This window comes from Ruegeria sp. R14_0, assembly GCF_017743975.1.
Lineage (GTDB): Bacteria > Pseudomonadota > Alphaproteobacteria > Rhodobacterales > Rhodobacteraceae > Ruegeria.
On record NZ_JAGHRC010000004.1, the window covers coordinates 327,164 to 343,899 of the forward strand.

Below are 16,736 nucleotides of genomic sequence, written 5' to 3' on the forward strand. Positions count from 1 at the left end.
CGGAAACGGGGCATTTTTTTTGCCGGACACAGCTTCTTAGGGTTGAAAGATTTGGATTGCCCTTTACTTTGTCTTTTGTGACAATTTAAAGTCTATCTCTGCCATCCAATCAGGTCTCAAGGACAGCGCGCACATGAAAACATCTCTGGAAGACACCAGTCGGTTTTTGATGCAGGCCACGCTAGGAGCAGATCAATCTCTGCTACAACAGGTTAGCAAGACTGGCCCGGAAAGTTGGTTGGATGATCAGTTGGACGCCCGCGTCGCAACCAGGGACCCGTTCGAAAAGTCCACGCGCAGGATCTGGAAAAGCTTCCGCAAGCGCCTGAAGCGCGCGCATGGGGAATGGGCGATCAATGGCGATGGCAACAACCCCGCCCTGCCCTACAAGTGGTATTTTCACATGGCCTGGTGGAACCACACCCTGACCGAGCGGGACGACCTGCTGCGCCAACGCGTGGCGCAGGCTTTGTCTGAAATTCTGGTGATCTCTGACGCCTCGTCGCTTGAGTTGGATGCCATCGGCATGGCGAATTACTACGACCTGCTCTACAAACATGCGTTCGGCAGCTATGCGGATCTTTTGTACGATGTGTCGATGCACCCGATGATGGGCATCTACCTGTCGCACATGACCAACCAAAAAGCGAACAAGGCCAAGAACATTCACCCCGACGAAAACTATGCGCGTGAGATCATGCAGCTGTTTTCAATTGGACTGTTCGAGCTGAACCCAGATGGGACCGAGAAGCTGGATGCCAGCGGTGATCCGATCCCGACTTATGACAACCGCGACATTAAGGAACTGGCGCGCGTCTTCACCGGCCTGCTGCCTGCCGCCTATGAATACGAATGGAACACCTCGTTCTGGGAAAACAGCTATAACGGCTATCCCGTGACCTTCGATGACGGGATCGAAAAAGCCTATAAAACTGTGCCCTTCATCGACGCGACCAAACCGATGGTTGTTGAGGAGGAGTATCACGACCGCGGTGCCAAATCCCTGCTGAATGGCCGCCTCAGCCTGCCGGGCAATCAGTCGGGCCCGAAAGAAATCCGATCGACCGTCAATCAGCTGGTGGCCCATCCGACAACCGCGCCCTTTATCGCCACCCATTTGATCAACCGCCTGGTCACCTCGAACCCCTCACCGGCTTATGTCGAGGCAGTCTCGCGCGCCTTTGGCCCGACCGGCGATCTGAAAAGCGCGGTTCGCACTATACTGACCTACCCGCTGACCAACGAAGTTGCGTCCAAGCGTCTGCCGTCGGCCTACAAAACTTCGTCCAAGATCGTACAGTCACAAAAGCTGAAATCACCCCTGCACCGCGTGACGCAGGTTTTGCTGGCGTTCGGCGCCCATAACCAAAGCGGCAAGTTGTGGTTGCTGGGGGATGACATTCAGGACGCCTTGCAGATGCATCCGCTGTCCGCACCCACGGTCTTCAACTTCTACAAACCCGATTTCACCCCGCACGGGGCCCTGCAGAAAATGGGCTTGCGTGCGCCCGAATTCGAATTGCACACCGCCGCGACCTCAGTCGCCTATGTCAACAATATCTACTACTGGTTCTTCGGGGGCTATTTGCCTCTGGTCTCAAACCAGATCGGGTCCGGCCCTGAACAGATGATGGTGATGGAGATGGACCCGGATACCCTCTGGGCCAACACCAAGAACGCCCTGCGGTTCGATCTGAGCGAAGAGATCAAGATTGCCCAGAACCGGGGTCGGCATGATGAACTGATCAACCGGATCTCGGTCCTGTTGACCGGGCAGACGAATGCGGCGGCGCGCAAGCGGATCAAACAGGCATACGTGCATTATGCCGACAATCCCGAATGGGTGGTACAGACCATCGCCTTCATGATCGCCGTTTCCCCAGAATTCACCGTGCAGGAGGCTTAAGCCCATGCTGACCAAATCCTTTACCCGCCGTCAGTTCCTGGCCTCGACCGGTGTGGCCGCGACCGGTGCAATGATGGGGGCCGCCCTGCCCGGTCTGGCGCAGGCCGGAACCGGCATGATCAAGCCCGCCCGCAAGGCGCTTGTCTTTGTGATGCTGGACGGTGGCAATGACAGCTTCAACATGCTGGTGCCAAGCGACAAGATCGCCCACGGTCAATATGCCGAAACCCGCGCCAACCTAGCCCTGTCGCGGGGCGAGCTTCTGGATCTGGACACGCCCAAAGACCGGCTGGGCCGCAGCTTTGGACTGCATCCGTCGATGCCCGAGGTGGCCGAACTGTTTAATCAGAAACGCCTGTCCTTTGTCTCGAATGTCGGCCCACTGGTCGAACGCGTGCGCAAGGAGCAGTTCTATGACGGCTCAGCCGCGCTGCCCCTGGGCTTGCTAAGCCACGCTGACCAGTTCAAGCACTGGCAAACCTCGCGTCCCGATCTGCGGGTCAATGACGGCTGGTTCGGCTTCTTTGCTGACGATCTGCAGCCGTCGAAATCGGCCCACGAGGTCGGGATGAACATCTCCCTTGCCGGAAACAATATCGCTCAGAACGGCAAGATCGACCTGCCCTATGCGATCACAGGCAAGGGTAGCGTCGGACTCTATTTGAAAGAGGAAAGAAGCCAGCTGAACGATCTGCTGCTGGACAGTTTCAACCGGATGATGAACGCCGATCAGGGCGGCGATCCTTTCCGCGAGACCTATCTGAACCTGACCCGCGATGCCCAGGCCAAGCATGAGACGTTCAAATCGGCAACCCGAGGTATCAAGATACCGCGGTCCTTCCCGTCCTCGGATCTGGCGCAGCAATTGCGTATGGTTGCCAAGACGATTGCCGCCTCGGACCGGCTGGGTCACGAACAGCAGACCTTCTTTGTGCGCTATATCGGCTGGGACCATCATGATGAACTGCTCGCCAACCATGGCCGCATGCTGCGCGTACTGTCCGAGGCTTTGGGCGCGTTTCAGGCCACGCTGGATGACATGGGGTTGGCGGACCGCGTCGTGACCTTCACCGGTTCAGATTTCGGCCGCACACTGACCTCGAACGGCAACGGCACGGATCATGGCTGGGGTGGAAATACGCTGGTCATGGGCAACTCGGTCAAAGGCGGGCAGATTTTGGGGGATTATCCCGAACTGGGTCTGGCCAGCGACAACGCGCTGGATGTAGGGGATGGGGTGCTGATCCCAACAACCTCGACCGATCAGCTTTACGCGGATCTGTCCCTTTGGTTCGGCGTTCAGCCTTCGGCCCTGAACACCCTGTTCCCGAATCTTGAACGGTTCGCGGATGTGGCGGGCGGCGAAAGGCTTGGCCTGTTCACCTGAACCCACCACCCCGAGCATCCTGCCCACCGGGGTGCTCGGGGCCTAAGTCTAGCGGCCTTGATGCCAGTTTCCGGTCGGTCAGTCGAAGCTCAGCACCAGTTTGCCGGTGGTTTCACCCGCTTCCAAACGACGGTGCGCTTCGGCGGCCTCGGCGATGGGCAGCGTGGTGATGTTAGGGCGCAGAACGCCTTCCTGCAGAAGATCAAACACGGTCGCCATGTCGGCACTGAATTCCTCTGGCCGGTTGACAAAATAGGTGTAGATATCGCTGGCCCGGACTGCGACGGATTTCTGGAAATGCTTGATCAGATCTTCGGCAAAGCTGCCTGCGGGCGGACCGGCAAGGAACCCGAACAGAACGGCTGTGCCCAGCGGTGCAAGCGCATCGAGGTCGGACTTGAGCGACTCGCCCGAGATCGGGTTCAGCGTCAGATCCACGCCGCGCCCGTCGGTGAGTTCCATCACCCGTGCGGTGACATCCTCAGTACGATAGTCGATGACATGGTCCGCGCCCTGATCCTTGGCATACCCGACCTTGTCGGTGCTGGCCGAGGCGATCACGGTCATGCCCAGATGCTTGGCGATATGCAGGATCATAGTGCCGACACCCCCTGCCGCTGCGTGCACCAGAACGGATTTACCCGCCGCCGCGCCGCCCAGATTGACCAGCATGTGATAGGCGGTCATCGCGTTGACCGGAACCGAAGCCCCGGTGTCAAAACCGACCGTATCGGCCAGCCGGGTCACATAAGGTGCCCCGATGACCGAGTGTGTGCCATATCCACCGGCACCAATCGGCCCCATCCAGGCAACCCGATCACCCACGGCAAGACCTTGGACGCCGTCACCCAGGGCCTCAATAACTCCGGCCCCTTCAACTCCTGGCACATGGGGCAGATCGGGCATCATTCCCTCGGGCATCTCGTCCCGGCGGATGATCGTGTCGATAAAGTTGACAGCCGCGGCGTGGTTGCGGATCAAAACCTCATTTGCGCCGGGGGTCGGAACCGCAAGTTCAGATTCGCGCAGAACGTCCGGGCCGCCGGTCTGAGTGATTTCAATAACGAATGACATGATGTGTCTCCTTCTGTTGAGCAGAAGGTAGAACTCTGATCATTTGAAGATAATAGTTGATTTCGAAAGATATTATTCCATTAGTAGAACAATGATCTATAACGACCTCGTCCTGTTTACAGTTGTTGCCAGCCACCTCAGCTTTTCCAAGGCGGCCGAGCGTTTGGGGATGCCGCCTAGCAGGGTCAGTCGCCGCGTGGCTGAATTGGAGGACCATCTGGGCACCAAACTGTTTGAAAGAACAACCCGACGGGTTCGCCTGACCGAAGAAGGACGCCGCCTTTTGGATCGCTGTCAGGACCCGATCGAGGCATTACAGGGCGTGGCCGGATTTTCCGACGACACACGGCATCACATCATTCGGATCACCGCACCGCCGCTGGCCGCCCGAACGACCATTGGTCCCCGGTTACTGGACTTTGCCCAGCAGAACCCGGATGTGGAGCTGGATCTGACCACAACGAATGTCATGATGGATTTCTTTCGCGACAACATTGATCTGGCATTTCGCGTCGGCCCGTTGACGGATTCCAGCCTTGTGGCCAAGCGGCTCTGGTCGATCCCGTACTGCTTTTGTGCGGGCCAGGGGTTTATCGAAGATCATGAGTTGAAGGGTCCGATTCCGCGCAAGCACTTCTTGGGCCTGCCAGCGCTCTCGGCTGGTCAGCCTTGGGTTCTTGCAACCGGTGAAACGCTGCAGCCCTCTCATGTCGCACACAGCTTTGCCGATCTGGACGTTGTTGCCCAGGCCGCGCGCCGCAACCTGGGTGCCGCCATGCTGCCGCAAGATATGGTGGGGGACGGGCTGCAGTCACTGACGGTCGAAGGCACAACCCCGCTGACCCGAGAGATGTTCGCCGTCTATCCCAGCCGCCGCCTGTTGCCCGCGCGGGTCCGGGCGCTGATTGATTTCATGGCACCTGGATAGACCTACCAGTCGATCGCCCGACCATCGCGAAAGAACCCGCCGGTTGGGCCGGTTGCGGGCAAAGTTGCGGCCCAGACGACGCCTTTGGCTCCGTCAGGCACGGGACGGCCCCCGCCGCCCATATCGGTTGCGACCCAACCGGGGCACACGGCGTTGACAAGAATGCCATAGGGTTTCAGCTCGGCCGCTGTTTTGATGGTCAACGCGTTCAGAGCCGCTTTGGAGATACCATACCCCGCCGTGCCTGCAGACATGTCCGACAACGCGCCAGAGCCTGAGGACACATTGACGATCCGCGCATCCTCGCCCCGTCGCAATAACGGAACTGCAGTGATCGTCGTGTCCCATGGACCAAAGAGGTTGGTATCAAAAGCGCGGCGCACACGGTTCAGATCGGCGCGATGCGCTTGTTGATCGGTGTCATAATCCACGCCTGCATTGTTCACCAGAATGTCGAGACGTCCATGCACTGCCATGATCTGCGCAAAGGCCTCCGCAACCGATACAGGATCAGAGACATCCAGTTGTAGGGCGTCCGCGCCATACCCGATCTCTTGCGCTGCCCTTTTGCCTTTGGCCAGATCGCGCGACCCAACAAGAACTTTCAGCCCATGGTCGCGGGCCAGTTGAAGGGCAACCTCTTTGCCGATGCCGCGATTGGCGCCAGTTACTAGTGCAATGCGTTGGCTGGTCATCTGGTCACCCTTTCAAGGTCAATCGGCGTATTGCAGGGACATTTTGGTGATCTTGCCGTTGTCATTCCACCAATAATGGTAGTGCGCGACCCAGCTGGCCCAGTTTACCTCGGTCTTGGCATAGCCAGGATCGCTTTCGAGGATTGCACGGTGCTTAAAGCTTTGGCCGCCGGGCATGACCTCACGCTCGGCCCAGGCGCGGATTGCGTCCTTGCCCTGAAAGGTTCGGCTGACGTCGATCATTTCTGCGTCGTCGGTGAAGCACGCCATATAGGCATCGATATTTTTGCCATTGGTCGCAGTCTGGTAGCAACTGATAGCCGCAGGCAAAGCGTCGTCAGCAAAGGCCGGAGCGGCCATGGCCAGCACTGCAACGGGGATTAACTTGCGCAGCATGGGGTAATCCGTTCAGGTTTCGGGTTCAGTTGGCTTCGGTCGCGCGCTCACCAGCAAGAGCGACAAGGCCCCGGTCACCGGTTTCCCACAGCGCGGTCATCGTCATCGAGCTAACAACCCAGCGGTCATCCGATTTTTCAAGCGCATAGTCATAACGGCCACCCAGGACCCACAGATCGTCATCCAGACGATGTGTTGCGGTGAAATCGGCTTGTGCCGTTGCCTTATCGTCGGACAGCGCGGTAATCGTGTGGTTTGTCACCATGTGATGTGTGCTGTCGAAGCCGGGCAGAAAGGCGGACCAGGCCGCGACAAGCGCATCAGCGGGTTGTGTGGCTGGTTCACCGCCCCAAAGGCTGGTGTAGTCGATGGTGACAGTGTCGGCAAAAGCACCGCGCACCCGGTCCCAGTCATGGCGGTCGGCACCGGCGGCGATATCGGTGATCGCTGTGGAAATCGCGACGTGTTGTTCCGCAAAGGCCGCACCGCTGATCAGTGTTGCGGCGGCGATGGTGGTTGTGAGTTTCTTGCACATCTGGTTGCTCCGAGGGGATGGAGGGAAAGGCGCCGAAGGATACTCCGGCGCCTGCAAGGGGGGCTTAGTTTTCCAAACCGGCGCGGAAGTGATCGGCAACCGTGTCAGCCGCGCGGGTCACGTCCTCGGGGTTGTCGTAAAAGTCGAATTGCGTCACGTCTTCAAGCCATTGCGCGGTAGCGTCACCCGCAAAACCGGCAAGGAAGGTCTGAACGCCCTGGGGGATCGCTGCACTTTCCGAATGAACGATGGCCAGAGGCTTGTCCAAGCGCTGCGGGTTGTCAGCAGGGTGATAGGTCAGCCAGCCTTCCCAGCCCGCATTGTTCCACTTGTCGTCATATTCCGGGATCGCGCCCCTGTCGGCCTCGTAATAGTAACCACCGATCGGCATCAGCACGCCTTCGGCTCCTTCAGGGCCTGCGGCGGGAATGATCTGGCCGCCTGCAGCTTCGGCTGCGTGGGACACCTCGATCAGACCGGCGACGCCTTCCTTACCGCCATAGACGGCTTCGACGATGTTTTCATTCTGTAGCCAGGGGGCGACCAGTCCGACGCGCTCAACCAGCGGGTTACCAGACACCGCGTCGACCATGTAACCGGCCGAGGCGCAGATCCCCAGACCATTGATATGATTGGCGTCCACTTCGGGAAGGGTCGAAACGAACTGGATTGCAGCTTTGATGTCCGAGGTTTTGGCCTCGGGGCTTTCGACAAAGCGCACGTTGTTCGGAAGGTCCCCCGATTTGCCCCAGCCGCGGAAATCGAAGGTAAAGGCCGCAAAGCCCCGCTCGGCCATTTCACGCGCGTAATTGGCTGGCATTTGTTCCTGCACAGATGTCCAGGCACCGGTGACGACAACGACAGGCAGGGGTTCGTCGCTGCGTTCTTCCGGCAGGTACAGCGTGCCGGACAGGGTCGCGCCCTCATTCTCGAAGGTCACGGTGCGAGTTTCGACTTGTGCGATGGCTGCGGTCGACGCCAGCAGCGTGGCGGCAGTGGTGAGCGCAAGGGTTTTCATGATAGCATCTCCGTTGGTCTGACTGGCTGGGCAATTGCCCGATGACCAAAGAGATACGACGCGCCGATCCGGTATTATTGCACCGGACTGCGCGCTTTTTGAATGATCCTGCTCAGCGCATTGCTCAGTTGGATTCAGCCGCGCGGATCCTTGGTGGCTACCTCAGCATTCTTTCGGACACGTCCTCAAGCAGGCTGTGAAGCTCGAATTCCTTGCCTTTGTCGGCAAGACCGTGATCGCGCAGGATGAAGGACAGGCCGTGCACAAAGCTCCACATCAAAAAGCTTCGCTTGCGAACATCTTCGGTGACCTCCGATTCTCCCATACATTTCGCGACCTCTGACAGCAGAATGCCAAAGCTTTGCTGCCCGCCTTCTTCCAGGCGGGGGTCGGCGATGCGGTCGGTAAACCCCCCGAACTTGAGCCGAAAGATACCTGGCTCGTTCAAGGCAAAGGCAACGTATTCCATGCCGATTGCGGTGACGCGTTCCGGCGATCCTTCGGGGATGCCTTCCAGTGCGGCCTGCATGTTTCCCCGCAGCCTTACCATCCCTTCCAGAACGGCGGCTGACAGCATTTCTGTTTTGTCTTTGAAGTGTTTATACGGGGCCGCAGTAGACACCCCTGCCCTGCGGCAGGCCTCGGAAACCGAAAAACTGTCCGGGCCCTTTTCCTCGACCAGTTGTCGCGTTGCTTCGATGAGTGCTGCCCGAAGGTCGCCGTGGTGGTACGCTTTTTTGCCCGCGGGCGTCTGGCCAGTATTTTCTTCAATTTTTTTTGTGCTCGTCATGATCCAACATGTGGCAGATCGCGTATCCCTTGTCAAAGTGAGAAGTTCTAACATATGTTAGAGATGCTAACTTGATGAGGTCCCAAAATGCAGAACCCTGCGCCATCCCCTACTGAGACCACTCAGCCCAGCCTGATTTTACGCCTGTTGCGCGGCACCGTTCGGCTTGGCGTTACCGTCAGTTTCATCGCGGTTGCAGCTGCCGCCGTATATTTCGGCGCGTCAGAGTTGACACGCAGGGCAGAGGCTGTTCCGCCGCCGGATGCCGCCGCAGTGACCCCGGTTTCGGTGACGCCGATCACCTCCGAAAGCGAATACATCGTGGACCGCGTGTTTATCGGGCAGGTCGAACCGCAGCGCTCGGCCAATGTATCGTTCGAGCTGAATGGGCAGCTGGACCAGATCCTGGTCGACGAAGGGGATGAGGTCGCAAAGGGTCAGCTTTTGGCGACGCTGGACACCGCCTTGCTTGAGGTTGAGCGTGACCGGCTGACTGCCTCGCGCGATGCCATCGCGGCGCAGCTGTCCTTTGCCCGCAAAACAGTCGAGCGGAATGCCAAGCTGATCGAGCAGGGCTTTACCAGCCAGGCCCGTCTGGACGAGGCAGTGGCGCAGCAGGATGAGCTGCTGTCCCGGATTAGCGAGTTGGACGCCGGGCTGCGCGACGTGTCGGTTCGGATCGAAAAGTCCAGCATCGAGGCACCCTTTGCGGGCCAGATCACCGCCCGCCACGTGGACGGGGGCGAGACATTGCGTGCGGGAGAGTTGGTGTTGGGTATGGTCGAGGTTGTCTCGCCACAAGTACGGATCGGAATTCCTCTGGACGTCGATCCAATGCTGCTGACGGATGTTGAGATCGAAGTCGCGGGTCAGAGCTACCGCGCCGATCTTGCGACGCTGCGACCGGATGTGGACCCCGTGACTCGCACCCGAACCGCGCTGTTCAACCTGCAGGACGGGCCGGACGTCACATTTGGCCAAACTGCCCGTGTACACGTGCTTGATCCGGTGCAAAGCGCCGGGACATGGGTGCCTACTACCGCATTGAAAGAAGGGACGCGCGGGCAGTGGACCATGTTGGTTGCCGATGCGCAGAAAACGGTGCGTCTGGCGGTCGTCGAAGTGCTGCACGCCGAGAATGACCGGGTCTTCGTGCGTGGGGCCTTTCCTGACGGCACCGTTTTGATCAACCAGGGGCCGCAGCGTGTCACCGTTGGACAGCGCGTCGCCTTCGGCACAGCTGAGTAACGGAGCTGACCCATGGAAACCCTGACCTTTCGCCATCCCAGACTCGTTGCCCTGATCATTTTGGTTCTGGTCTCGGCCGGATTGTCTTCACTGCTGTCGCTTGGTCGTCAGGAAGACCCGACAATCACCAATCTGTTCGCAACCGTGACAACCCAGTTCCCCGGCGCAGATCCCGAGCGGGTCGAGGCTTTGGTTACAGCGGAAATCGAAGAAGAACTGCGCAAGATCGCCGAGGTTGACGAGGTCAGTTCCGTTTCGCGCTCGGGCGTGTCGGTCGTGTCGATCGAACTGCTGGAAACACTGGACGAGGCCACCATCGAACAGGTTTGGGCCGAGGCACGGGACGCGGTTGACGATGCCAGTCAGAACTTCCCTGCAGGTGCCCTGCCCCCGGAGTTCGATGCCGAGGGGATTTCGGCCTATTCCGCCGTGATCGCTGTGGCCGCCGACAATGCCGACTTTCCGGTGACCCTGCTGTCGCGCCATGCTGAGGCTCTGGGTGACCGCCTGCGTGCGATCCCGGCAACGCGGGCTGTCGAGTATTTTGGTCAGCCTGAAGAAGAGGTGCTGGTCAGCGTTGATATGGACAGCGCCGCGGCGCTGGGGCTGAGCGCGGCGGAAATCTCGGGTCGGATCGCAGAAGCGGATGGCAAGGTACAGTCGGGGCGCCTGCAATCCGATGTCGATCTGACGATCAACATCAGCGGCGAAATCGAAACGCTGGACCGCATTCGCAACATTGTACTGCGTGAAAGCGCCGATGGGGCGGTGGTGCAATTGGGCGACATTGCCAGCATCGACCGGGGTGCGCGCGACCCGCAATCTTCGATCGCATTTGCCAATGGCAAGCCCGCCGTTCTGGTCGGCGTTCTGGCCCAGGACGGGGTGCAGATCGACCGCTGGACCAGTTTTGTGCGCGAGGAATTGCAGGCCGGTGCCGCCTCGGTTCCGGTGGGGATTCAGGAGATCCTTCTGTTTGACCAAAGCCAATACACGACCGAGCGCCTGACCGAGGTCGGCGTGAACATGGCCATCGGCGTGGCGCTGGTGGTGGCTGTGCTGTTCATCACGCTGGGGGTGCGGGCGGCTGCGATTGTGGCTCTGGTGCTGCCGGTTGTTTCGCTGGCGACGCTGGCGACCATGAACATGATTGGCCTGCCCATTCACCAGATGTCGGTTACGGGTCTGATTGTGGCGCTGGGTCTGCTGGTCGACGCGGCCATCGTGATGACCGACGAAATTCGCCGCCGCCTTCAGGACGGGATGCAGCGTCTAACTGCTGTGCGCGATGCTGTTCGCCGGCTCGCCGCTCCGCTTTTGGCATCGACCGTCACAACGGCACTGGCCTTTACGCCGATGATCCTGTTGCCCGGTCCAGCCGGGGACTTTGTTGGCGCCATCGCCATTGCCGTGGTTTTGATGCTGGTATGGTCACTGGTGGTTGCCCTGACTGTCACGCCGGCGCTTGCCGGTTGGGTTCTGTCGGATCGCGCGGACGCTGGCGTCCTGAGCCGGGGCCTCAGCATCCCGCCGCTGGCCCGTCTGTTCGAAGCTTCGATCCGGTTGTCTGTGGCGAACCCCATCCGATCCATCGCGTTGGCGCTGGTTCTGCCGGTCCTGGGCTTTGCGGCCTTTCCGACCCTGACTGCGCAGTTCTTTCCAGGTGTGGATCGCAACCAGTTCTATATCGAGGTTGACATGCCAGGCGGCACGTCGATCGCCAGCACCGAGGCCACCGCACGTCAGATCGACGACATATTACTGGCCGATGAAGGTGTTCAAAGCGTCTATTGGACAGTGGGCGAGTCCGGTCCGGCCTTTTACTACAACATCGTCGGCAATCGCTCGCGCGAGCCCGGATTTGCGCAGGCCATGATCACGACTGAAACGGCGGACGACGCCGCCCGGCTTGTCGCCGCGCTGCAAGCCCAACTGGATACCGCTTTTCCCGACGCCCAGATTATCGTGCGCAATCTGGTTCAGGGTCCACCGGTTGCAGCCCCGGTCGAGGTCAAAATCCAGGGGCAGGACATCACGGTTCTGCGCAACCTGGGAGACGAGGTGCGCTCGGTCATGGCCAACCTGGATCTGGTCACCCAGGCCCGCGCCAGCGTGAACGGCGGAAACCCCCAGATCCGGTTCGAAATTGATGAGGTTAAAGCTCGCTTGCTGGGTCTGGACGTGGCCGATATCGCGGGTCAGCTGGATACGGCGTTGGTCGGCGTTACCGGCGGTTCGTTGATAGAGGGGACCGAGCAACTGCCGGTCCGTGTGCGCCTGGGCGACAGTGTGCGTTCTGACCTCAACACAATTGTCAGCATGCCGATCCTTCTGCCGAACGCGGCTGCGGTCTCGGCGACCGGGGTGTTTCCCGCCGTCCCGCTGTCAGAGCTGGCCCGCCCGGTCATTGAACCGGCAGAAAGCGTCATAACTCGGACAGACGGCATTCGGGAGAACACCATTCAAGCCTTCATCGTGCCAGGTGTCTTGCCCGAAGAGGCCCTGCAGGACGTTCTGCAGGCACTGGACGCCTCTGGGTTTGTCCTGCCGCAGGGCTATTCGATGTCCCTGGGCGGAGACAGCGACGCGCGCTCGAACACCGTGGGCAATCTGCTGGCCTCGGTTGGCCTGATCGTCACCCTATCCATCGCGACCATTGTTCTGACATTCAATTCCTTCCGGCTGACAGTGGTCACTCTGGTCGTGTGCGTTTTGTCCGCAGGCCTGTCGATGCTGTCCCTTGCGATCATGCAATTCCCGTTTGGCATTACCGCGATCATCGGTGTCATTGGCTCGATCGGTGTTTCGATCAACGCGGCCATCATCATCCTGACCGGCCTGCAACAGGACCCTGAGGCCAGTCGCGGCGACCGTGCCGCCATGGCGCGGGTCGTTTCCGGATCTAGCCGTCATATCATCTCGACAACGGTCACAACCTTTGGCGGGTTCCTGCCGCTGATCCTGGGTGGTGGCGCGTTCTGGCCCCCCTTCGCGGTTGCCATCGCGGGTGGTGTTCTGTTGTCGACTGTTGTGTCGTTCTACTTCACCCCACCGGTTTTCGCATTGGTGTACCGGGGCCGGTTCCGAGAGCGGTCAGTGCCCACTCATCGAGCCGCCGAAGCCGACAAGGCGGTTGTCGCACTGGTCGCAGAATGAAGAGTTCGGCTGATCTGAGTTCAATGCAGCTGCGTTCAGAGGGCTGCAGGGTCAATCATATGGTGGCTCTGCCCGCCTGACTGTCCGTAACTTTGCGCAGGTTGATCTCGCACTTCGGAGGCCTCAATTCGGATCTCCAGATCGGTCATTGCGCGCTCGACCTTAGTCCGTGGCAACTCTGCGAGGCAGGGACGCGCACCGGCCTTTATGGTGTCGGGTTCTCTCAGTAGCGCGCGGCACATGACCCCTGGCACAAAGGGTCCGTGCCCATTCTCAGCGATCAGCTTCCATTGGCGCGTTACGCTCTGCTTGCCCAGCTTACCGGAAACGCTCACCACCATACCGCCACGGTCGGTCCCAAAGGGATAGAGCGCTTTGGAAAGCAGGTAGAGACCCGCGTAACCCATCTCTGGTACATCAAAGCGGCCGTGTTGCCGCAGCTTTGCCAGAAACTGCAAAGCCCGGTTCATCACCGAAAGCTCCAGCCCGGCGCGGAATACAACGCTTTTTGCGCCAGTCCATTTCGGAAACAGCGCGATGTCGGGAACATCCACGCTGTATCCGGCGCGTTTCAGGCCCGGTTCCAGTTGGTACAGCTTGCGATCAGTCCAACCGGTGGCCCTTTGCCAGCCACCGTCGCGCCACATGTGATAGGGCCGCCCGACCCCACTGACGATGCTTTTGATAACGGACATGCCGCGCGGTGCCCGATTGCCTGGCAGGATTGCGATATCGATAAGGTCGATCTCGTCAAGGTCTGAGATCAGATCCGCAACAATGCTCGAAGACAGGCCCGGCACGCTGGATGCGCCAGAAAGCGAGAAGACACCTGCGGCGCGGGCCTTGGTGTCCAAGGCTGCGATACCTTGGGTGAATTTGGCGCTGTCAGACAGGTCCAGATAGTGACAGCGCTGAGCGATGCAGAGCCTTGGAACCCTGTAGGGATCGCTGCCGTAGTGTTGAAAGGGACCAGTAGCATCGATGACCACGTCCGGTTGGGCGTCGAACAAATCCTCTGGTGCCTTACCGATATCCACCGCCAGCGTTTGCGCCCCAAGCTCTTGCGCCAAAGCGCGGCCCTTTTCAGGGTGCCGCCCGGCCAGCCAAAGTTGGTGGCCGTCGCGCGCCAGCAATCGCGCGGTCAGGGACCCAAAAACCCCGTACCCGCCGATAATCACGACGTTCATGAAAGCACACCTCCGACAATCTCGGCGTCGTGGAATACTGCGTCCTGCCAGATCAGTTCCCCGAACAGCGGATGCGCCAGTTCCAAGGTGAACCGAAACTGCCCACCGCCCAGTTCTTCGTGGCCCACAACCAACTCGCCCGGACAGACCCACCGCGGCAATGAGATGCGCCGCCGGCCCAGCTTCACGAAGTACCGGTCGCTGACAAAGTATAGGCCGGTTGAGGTGCTTTTCAGCCGCAACGAGATGCCGATGCCGAAACCAATGTATTCTTCCAACCCGGTTGGCCCTGCAAACCGTTTAGAGCTGCCAACCATTTGCGGAAAACCGGAGGCCCGACCATATTGCCGGATCCAATACTGCCCGCCGGTCGCCGCATCTTCGGTCACGGTCACCACGGCGGATCGACCGACAGAGGTGCGGTCAAACGGCAACGGCGCACCTAGTGCGCGCAAAGCCAAGGCCAGTGCGCGCCCAACGGGGTTCATCCGCATCTGGGTCACGCGGCCCTGATAGGCCAGGCTGGCGTCACCCATCAATCGCTTGCTGAAACGGCGTTGAATCTCCGCAGGCAAACGCGCCCATGCAGTGACACCCAGCAGGGTTTTGAACCGATCGTCCCTGCAACTGGCCGTATCAGTTTTCGTTTGAGACGACTTAAGGCCGGGCGGTGCGGATAAAGGTTTTCTTTCGAGCATTCTGTTATTTCCGTTGCAAGAGAAATTAGATGTCAAAATTTTTTAGCCGCTCTTTTTTCCTCCGGTGAAATTGAGGAGAGAGACAACTTTAGTGCCCATTTTCATCAACATCACAAGCTTGGGACGGGGAACCGTCAGCATGTCGCGGAACCAGGTGTCAGCCGTCGCAAGGAAGTCCTGCATGTCTTGCATCCGCTTCAACGCGATCGGGTCCAGCCCGCTTTCGGTTTCAGCCTGCGCCACGCAGGCACGCAGGGCTTGTGTGGCGGGATCAATCTCGCGTTCCTTGCGTCCTTGCGCGATACGGATCCCCATTTCCCAGACATCGACTTCGGCCTCGTAATGCTCTCGCCTGTCCCCGGGCACGGGAACACGGCGGATAAGCCGCCAGCTCACCAATTCCTTGAGCGAGTTGGACACGTTGGATCGTGCAATGCCCAAAGCCTCGGCGATCTGTTCGGCATTAAGGGGTTTGGCGCTGAGATAGAGCAGCGCATGAATCTGCGCGACCGAGCGATTGACCCCCCATTGATTGCCCATGTCACCCCAGTACAGGATAAACTGACTAGCGGCGTTGGATTTCGTTATGTCTATTATTTCTGTCATGACAGAAATATCAGATCAAACAGTGCAAAAATCAAGACTAAATCTGTTTCCTGAACCTTTGATCCCGAGCGGATGTTGCGGCGTGTAAGTTGGTGAACGCACGAAAGCGCTGAAAAATAATACGATTTTTACATCAGACGGCGACCACTCTAAGTCCGGATGATCGTCACATGCGCGCGGTTGCGTCGGGTTTCACCCCCTTCGTCAACCACTCGACCACTTGGCGCACTTCCTGTCGCGATTCCCTGCCGTCTCGCACCTCAAGAAAGTATCCGTGGGTTGGGGCAATGCTCTCGTCAAAGACGCGAACGACCCGATGTTCCGACAGATCCTGATCGATCAGTGGCCGCCAACCAACCACCACGCCTTGTCCTTCAGCGGCGCCACGTAAAAGCACATTCGCATCCTCAAACACGGGACCCTGCAGTGGCTGATCCAAAGGCACACCCATCGCAGCAAACCAATCCAGCCAACCCCAGTGGTTTTTTTGATGCAGCAAGGGCAGCTCCAGCAGGTCGGCGGGGTGCTTGATCGGTCCATGTTTGGTGAGAAAATCTTGGGATGCAATCGCGACTGGGTTTAGTTCCAACAGCTTGATGGCGGCCTCATCCGCCCCTGCCAAACGATCCCAGCGGATCACGATATCAACGTTTTCCCGGCTGTGCGTTCCGGGCTGGAATGAGGGGACGACTTCAAGTTCGACGTCCTGGTGCGCCTCCCAGAAATCACTGATCTGCGGCATGAGCCACCGGGCGGTTAAGATTGGCCCAGCCGAGACGCGAACAGCTTTGCGCGCACTGTTCTGCAAGGCAAGAACGGCATCATCCAAAAGCCCAAAGGCCTGCCGCGTCGCCTTGGCAAGCCGCCTGCCCTGTTCTGTCAGGGCAACCTCGCGCCCCTCTCGCTCGAACAGCGTCAGCCCCATTTGGCTTTCCAGACCACGGATATGGTGGCTGATCGCTGTCGGCGTCACCGAAAGGTCTTCGGCGGCCGCCCGGAAACTGCCTTGCCGGGCGGCAGCATCAAAGGCGCGTAGTGCTGGCAAAGAAGGTCTCATCAGAACCTATTGATAAGTTTTATTCATTATTCGATGAGAAAGTTGCTTTTGTAAA

General features: G+C 59.2%; 15 protein-coding genes. 5 read left to right on the forward strand and 10 right to left on the reverse strand.

The window, feature by feature from the left end; genetic code table 11:
• Positions 1 to 133: 133 nt before the first annotated feature.
• Both J7416_RS13820 and J7416_RS13825 read left to right on the forward strand, forming a co-directional pair.
• Positions 134 to 1,906 (forward strand): DUF1800 family protein, encoded by a 1,773-nt coding sequence (locus J7416_RS13820; RefSeq protein ID WP_209225496.1) that lies wholly within the window; start codon positions 134 to 136, stop codon positions 1,904 to 1,906.
• Positions 1,907 to 1,910: 4 nt separating this feature from the next.
• Positions 1,911 to 3,293 carry a DUF1501 domain-containing protein gene (locus J7416_RS13825; RefSeq protein ID WP_209225497.1) on the forward strand — a complete coding sequence of 461 codons (1,383 nt, stop codon included), beginning with the start codon at positions 1,911 to 1,913 and terminating at the stop codon, positions 3,291 to 3,293.
• Between the two features lie 78 nt (positions 3,294 to 3,371).
• Here J7416_RS13825 and J7416_RS13830 read toward each other — a convergent pair whose 3' ends face one another.
• Entirely contained in the window at positions 3,372 to 4,367 is a 996-nt protein-coding gene (locus J7416_RS13830; RefSeq protein ID WP_209225499.1) for a quinone oxidoreductase, read from the reverse strand.
• Positions 4,368 to 4,458: 91 nt separating this feature from the next.
• Between J7416_RS13830 and J7416_RS13835 the strand changes: the two genes are divergently transcribed.
• Positions 4,459 to 5,295, forward strand: a complete 837-nt coding sequence (locus J7416_RS13835) for a LysR family transcriptional regulator (RefSeq protein WP_209225501.1) — start codon at positions 4,459 to 4,461, stop codon at positions 5,293 to 5,295.
• Positions 5,296 to 5,297: 2 nt separating this feature from the next.
• Here the strand turns inward: J7416_RS13835 and J7416_RS13840 are convergent, their stop codons facing one another.
• The 5 genes from J7416_RS13840 to J7416_RS13860 all read right to left on the reverse strand — a co-directional run bounded on the left by J7416_RS13840 (position 5,298) and on the right by J7416_RS13860 (position 8,729).
• Positions 5,298 to 5,990, reverse strand: a complete 693-nt coding sequence (locus J7416_RS13840; RefSeq protein ID WP_209225503.1) for an SDR family NAD(P)-dependent oxidoreductase — start codon at positions 5,988 to 5,990, stop codon at positions 5,298 to 5,300.
• Between the two features lie 18 nt (positions 5,991 to 6,008).
• On the reverse strand, positions 6,009 to 6,386 hold the full coding sequence (locus tag J7416_RS13845) for a nuclear transport factor 2 family protein (RefSeq protein WP_209225504.1): 378 nt from the start codon (positions 6,384 to 6,386) through the stop codon (positions 6,009 to 6,011).
• Positions 6,387 to 6,411: 25 nt separating this feature from the next.
• A complete protein-coding gene (locus tag J7416_RS13850; protein WP_209225506.1) occupies positions 6,412 to 6,921 on the reverse strand; it encodes a nuclear transport factor 2 family protein in 510 nt (169 codons plus the stop codon).
• Between the two features lie 64 nt (positions 6,922 to 6,985).
• Positions 6,986 to 7,939, reverse strand: a complete 954-nt coding sequence (locus J7416_RS13855; RefSeq protein ID WP_209225508.1) for an alpha/beta hydrolase — start codon at positions 7,937 to 7,939, stop codon at positions 6,986 to 6,988.
• Positions 7,940 to 8,096: 157 nt separating this feature from the next.
• Entirely contained in the window at positions 8,097 to 8,729 is a 633-nt protein-coding gene (locus tag J7416_RS13860) for a TetR/AcrR family transcriptional regulator (protein ID WP_209225509.1), read from the reverse strand.
• 87 nt (positions 8,730 to 8,816) lie between these two features.
• Here J7416_RS13860 and J7416_RS13865 point away from each other — a divergent pair, with 87 nt between their 5' ends.
• Together J7416_RS13865 and J7416_RS13870 are read left to right on the forward strand one after the other, a co-directional pair.
• On the forward strand, positions 8,817 to 9,977 hold the full coding sequence (locus J7416_RS13865; protein WP_209225511.1) for an efflux RND transporter periplasmic adaptor subunit: 1,161 nt from the start codon (positions 8,817 to 8,819) through the stop codon (positions 9,975 to 9,977).
• Positions 9,978 to 9,989: 12 nt separating this feature from the next.
• A complete protein-coding gene (locus tag J7416_RS13870) occupies positions 9,990 to 13,133 on the forward strand; it encodes an efflux RND transporter permease subunit (RefSeq protein WP_209225512.1) in 3,144 nt (1,047 codons plus the stop codon).
• Between the two features lie 35 nt (positions 13,134 to 13,168).
• Here the strand turns inward: J7416_RS13870 and J7416_RS13875 are convergent, their stop codons facing one another.
• The 4 genes from J7416_RS13875 to J7416_RS13890 form a co-directional block, all read right to left on the reverse strand.
• A complete protein-coding gene (locus J7416_RS13875) occupies positions 13,169 to 14,320 on the reverse strand; it encodes a saccharopine dehydrogenase NADP-binding domain-containing protein (protein WP_209225514.1) in 1,152 nt (383 codons plus the stop codon).
• Positions 14,317 to 15,018 carry a DUF4166 domain-containing protein gene (locus tag J7416_RS13880; RefSeq protein WP_209225516.1) on the reverse strand — a complete coding sequence of 234 codons (702 nt, stop codon included), beginning with the start codon at positions 15,016 to 15,018 and terminating at the stop codon, positions 14,317 to 14,319. The genes J7416_RS13875 and J7416_RS13880 overlap by 4 nt, the downstream gene beginning before the upstream one ends.
• 42 nt (positions 15,019 to 15,060) lie before the next feature.
• The gene (locus J7416_RS13885) at positions 15,061 to 15,624 is read right to left on the reverse strand and encodes a MarR family transcriptional regulator (protein ID WP_209225518.1); all 564 of its coding nucleotides are present in this window, start codon (positions 15,622 to 15,624) and stop codon (positions 15,061 to 15,063) included.
• 166 nt (positions 15,625 to 15,790) lie between these two features.
• Positions 15,791 to 16,669 carry a LysR substrate-binding domain-containing protein gene (locus J7416_RS13890; RefSeq protein WP_247744284.1) on the reverse strand — a complete coding sequence of 293 codons (879 nt, stop codon included), beginning with the start codon at positions 16,667 to 16,669 and terminating at the stop codon, positions 15,791 to 15,793.
• Between the last annotated feature and the right edge of the window lie 67 nt (positions 16,670 to 16,736).

Bases quoted from the DNA above. Each gene is read 5' to 3' on its own strand.
- J7416_RS13820 (WP_209225496.1), top strand. From the start codon at position 134: ATGAAAACATCTCTGGAAGACACCAGTCGGTTTTTGATGCAGGCCACG.
- J7416_RS13825 (WP_209225497.1), top strand. From the start codon at position 1,911: ATGCTGACCAAATCCTTTACCCGCCGTCAGTTCCTGGCCTCGACCGGT.
- J7416_RS13830 (WP_209225499.1), bottom strand. From the start codon at position 4,367: ATGTCATTCGTTATTGAAATCACTCAGACCGGCGGCCCGGACGTTCTG.
- J7416_RS13835 (WP_209225501.1), top strand. From the start codon at position 4,459: ATGATCTATAACGACCTCGTCCTGTTTACAGTTGTTGCCAGCCACCTC.
- J7416_RS13840 (WP_209225503.1), bottom strand. From the start codon at position 5,990: ATGACCAGCCAACGCATTGCACTAGTAACTGGCGCCAATCGCGGCATC.
- J7416_RS13845 (WP_209225504.1), bottom strand. From the start codon at position 6,386: ATGCTGCGCAAGTTAATCCCCGTTGCAGTGCTGGCCATGGCCGCTCCG.
- J7416_RS13850 (WP_209225506.1), bottom strand. From the start codon at position 6,921: ATGTGCAAGAAACTCACAACCACCATCGCCGCCGCAACACTGATCAGC.
- J7416_RS13855 (WP_209225508.1), bottom strand. From the start codon at position 7,939: ATGAAAACCCTTGCGCTCACCACTGCCGCCACGCTGCTGGCGTCGACC.
- J7416_RS13860 (WP_209225509.1), bottom strand. From the start codon at position 8,729: ATGACGAGCACAAAAAAAATTGAAGAAAATACTGGCCAGACGCCCGCG.
- J7416_RS13865 (WP_209225511.1), top strand. From the start codon at position 8,817: ATGCAGAACCCTGCGCCATCCCCTACTGAGACCACTCAGCCCAGCCTG.
- J7416_RS13870 (WP_209225512.1), top strand. From the start codon at position 9,990: ATGGAAACCCTGACCTTTCGCCATCCCAGACTCGTTGCCCTGATCATT.
- J7416_RS13875 (WP_209225514.1), bottom strand. From the start codon at position 14,320: ATGAACGTCGTGATTATCGGCGGGTACGGGGTTTTTGGGTCCCTGACC.
- J7416_RS13880 (WP_209225516.1), bottom strand. From the start codon at position 15,018: ATGCTCGAAAGAAAACCTTTATCCGCACCGCCCGGCCTTAAGTCGTCT.
- J7416_RS13885 (WP_209225518.1), bottom strand. From the start codon at position 15,624: ATGACAGAAATAATAGACATAACGAAATCCAACGCCGCTAGTCAGTTT.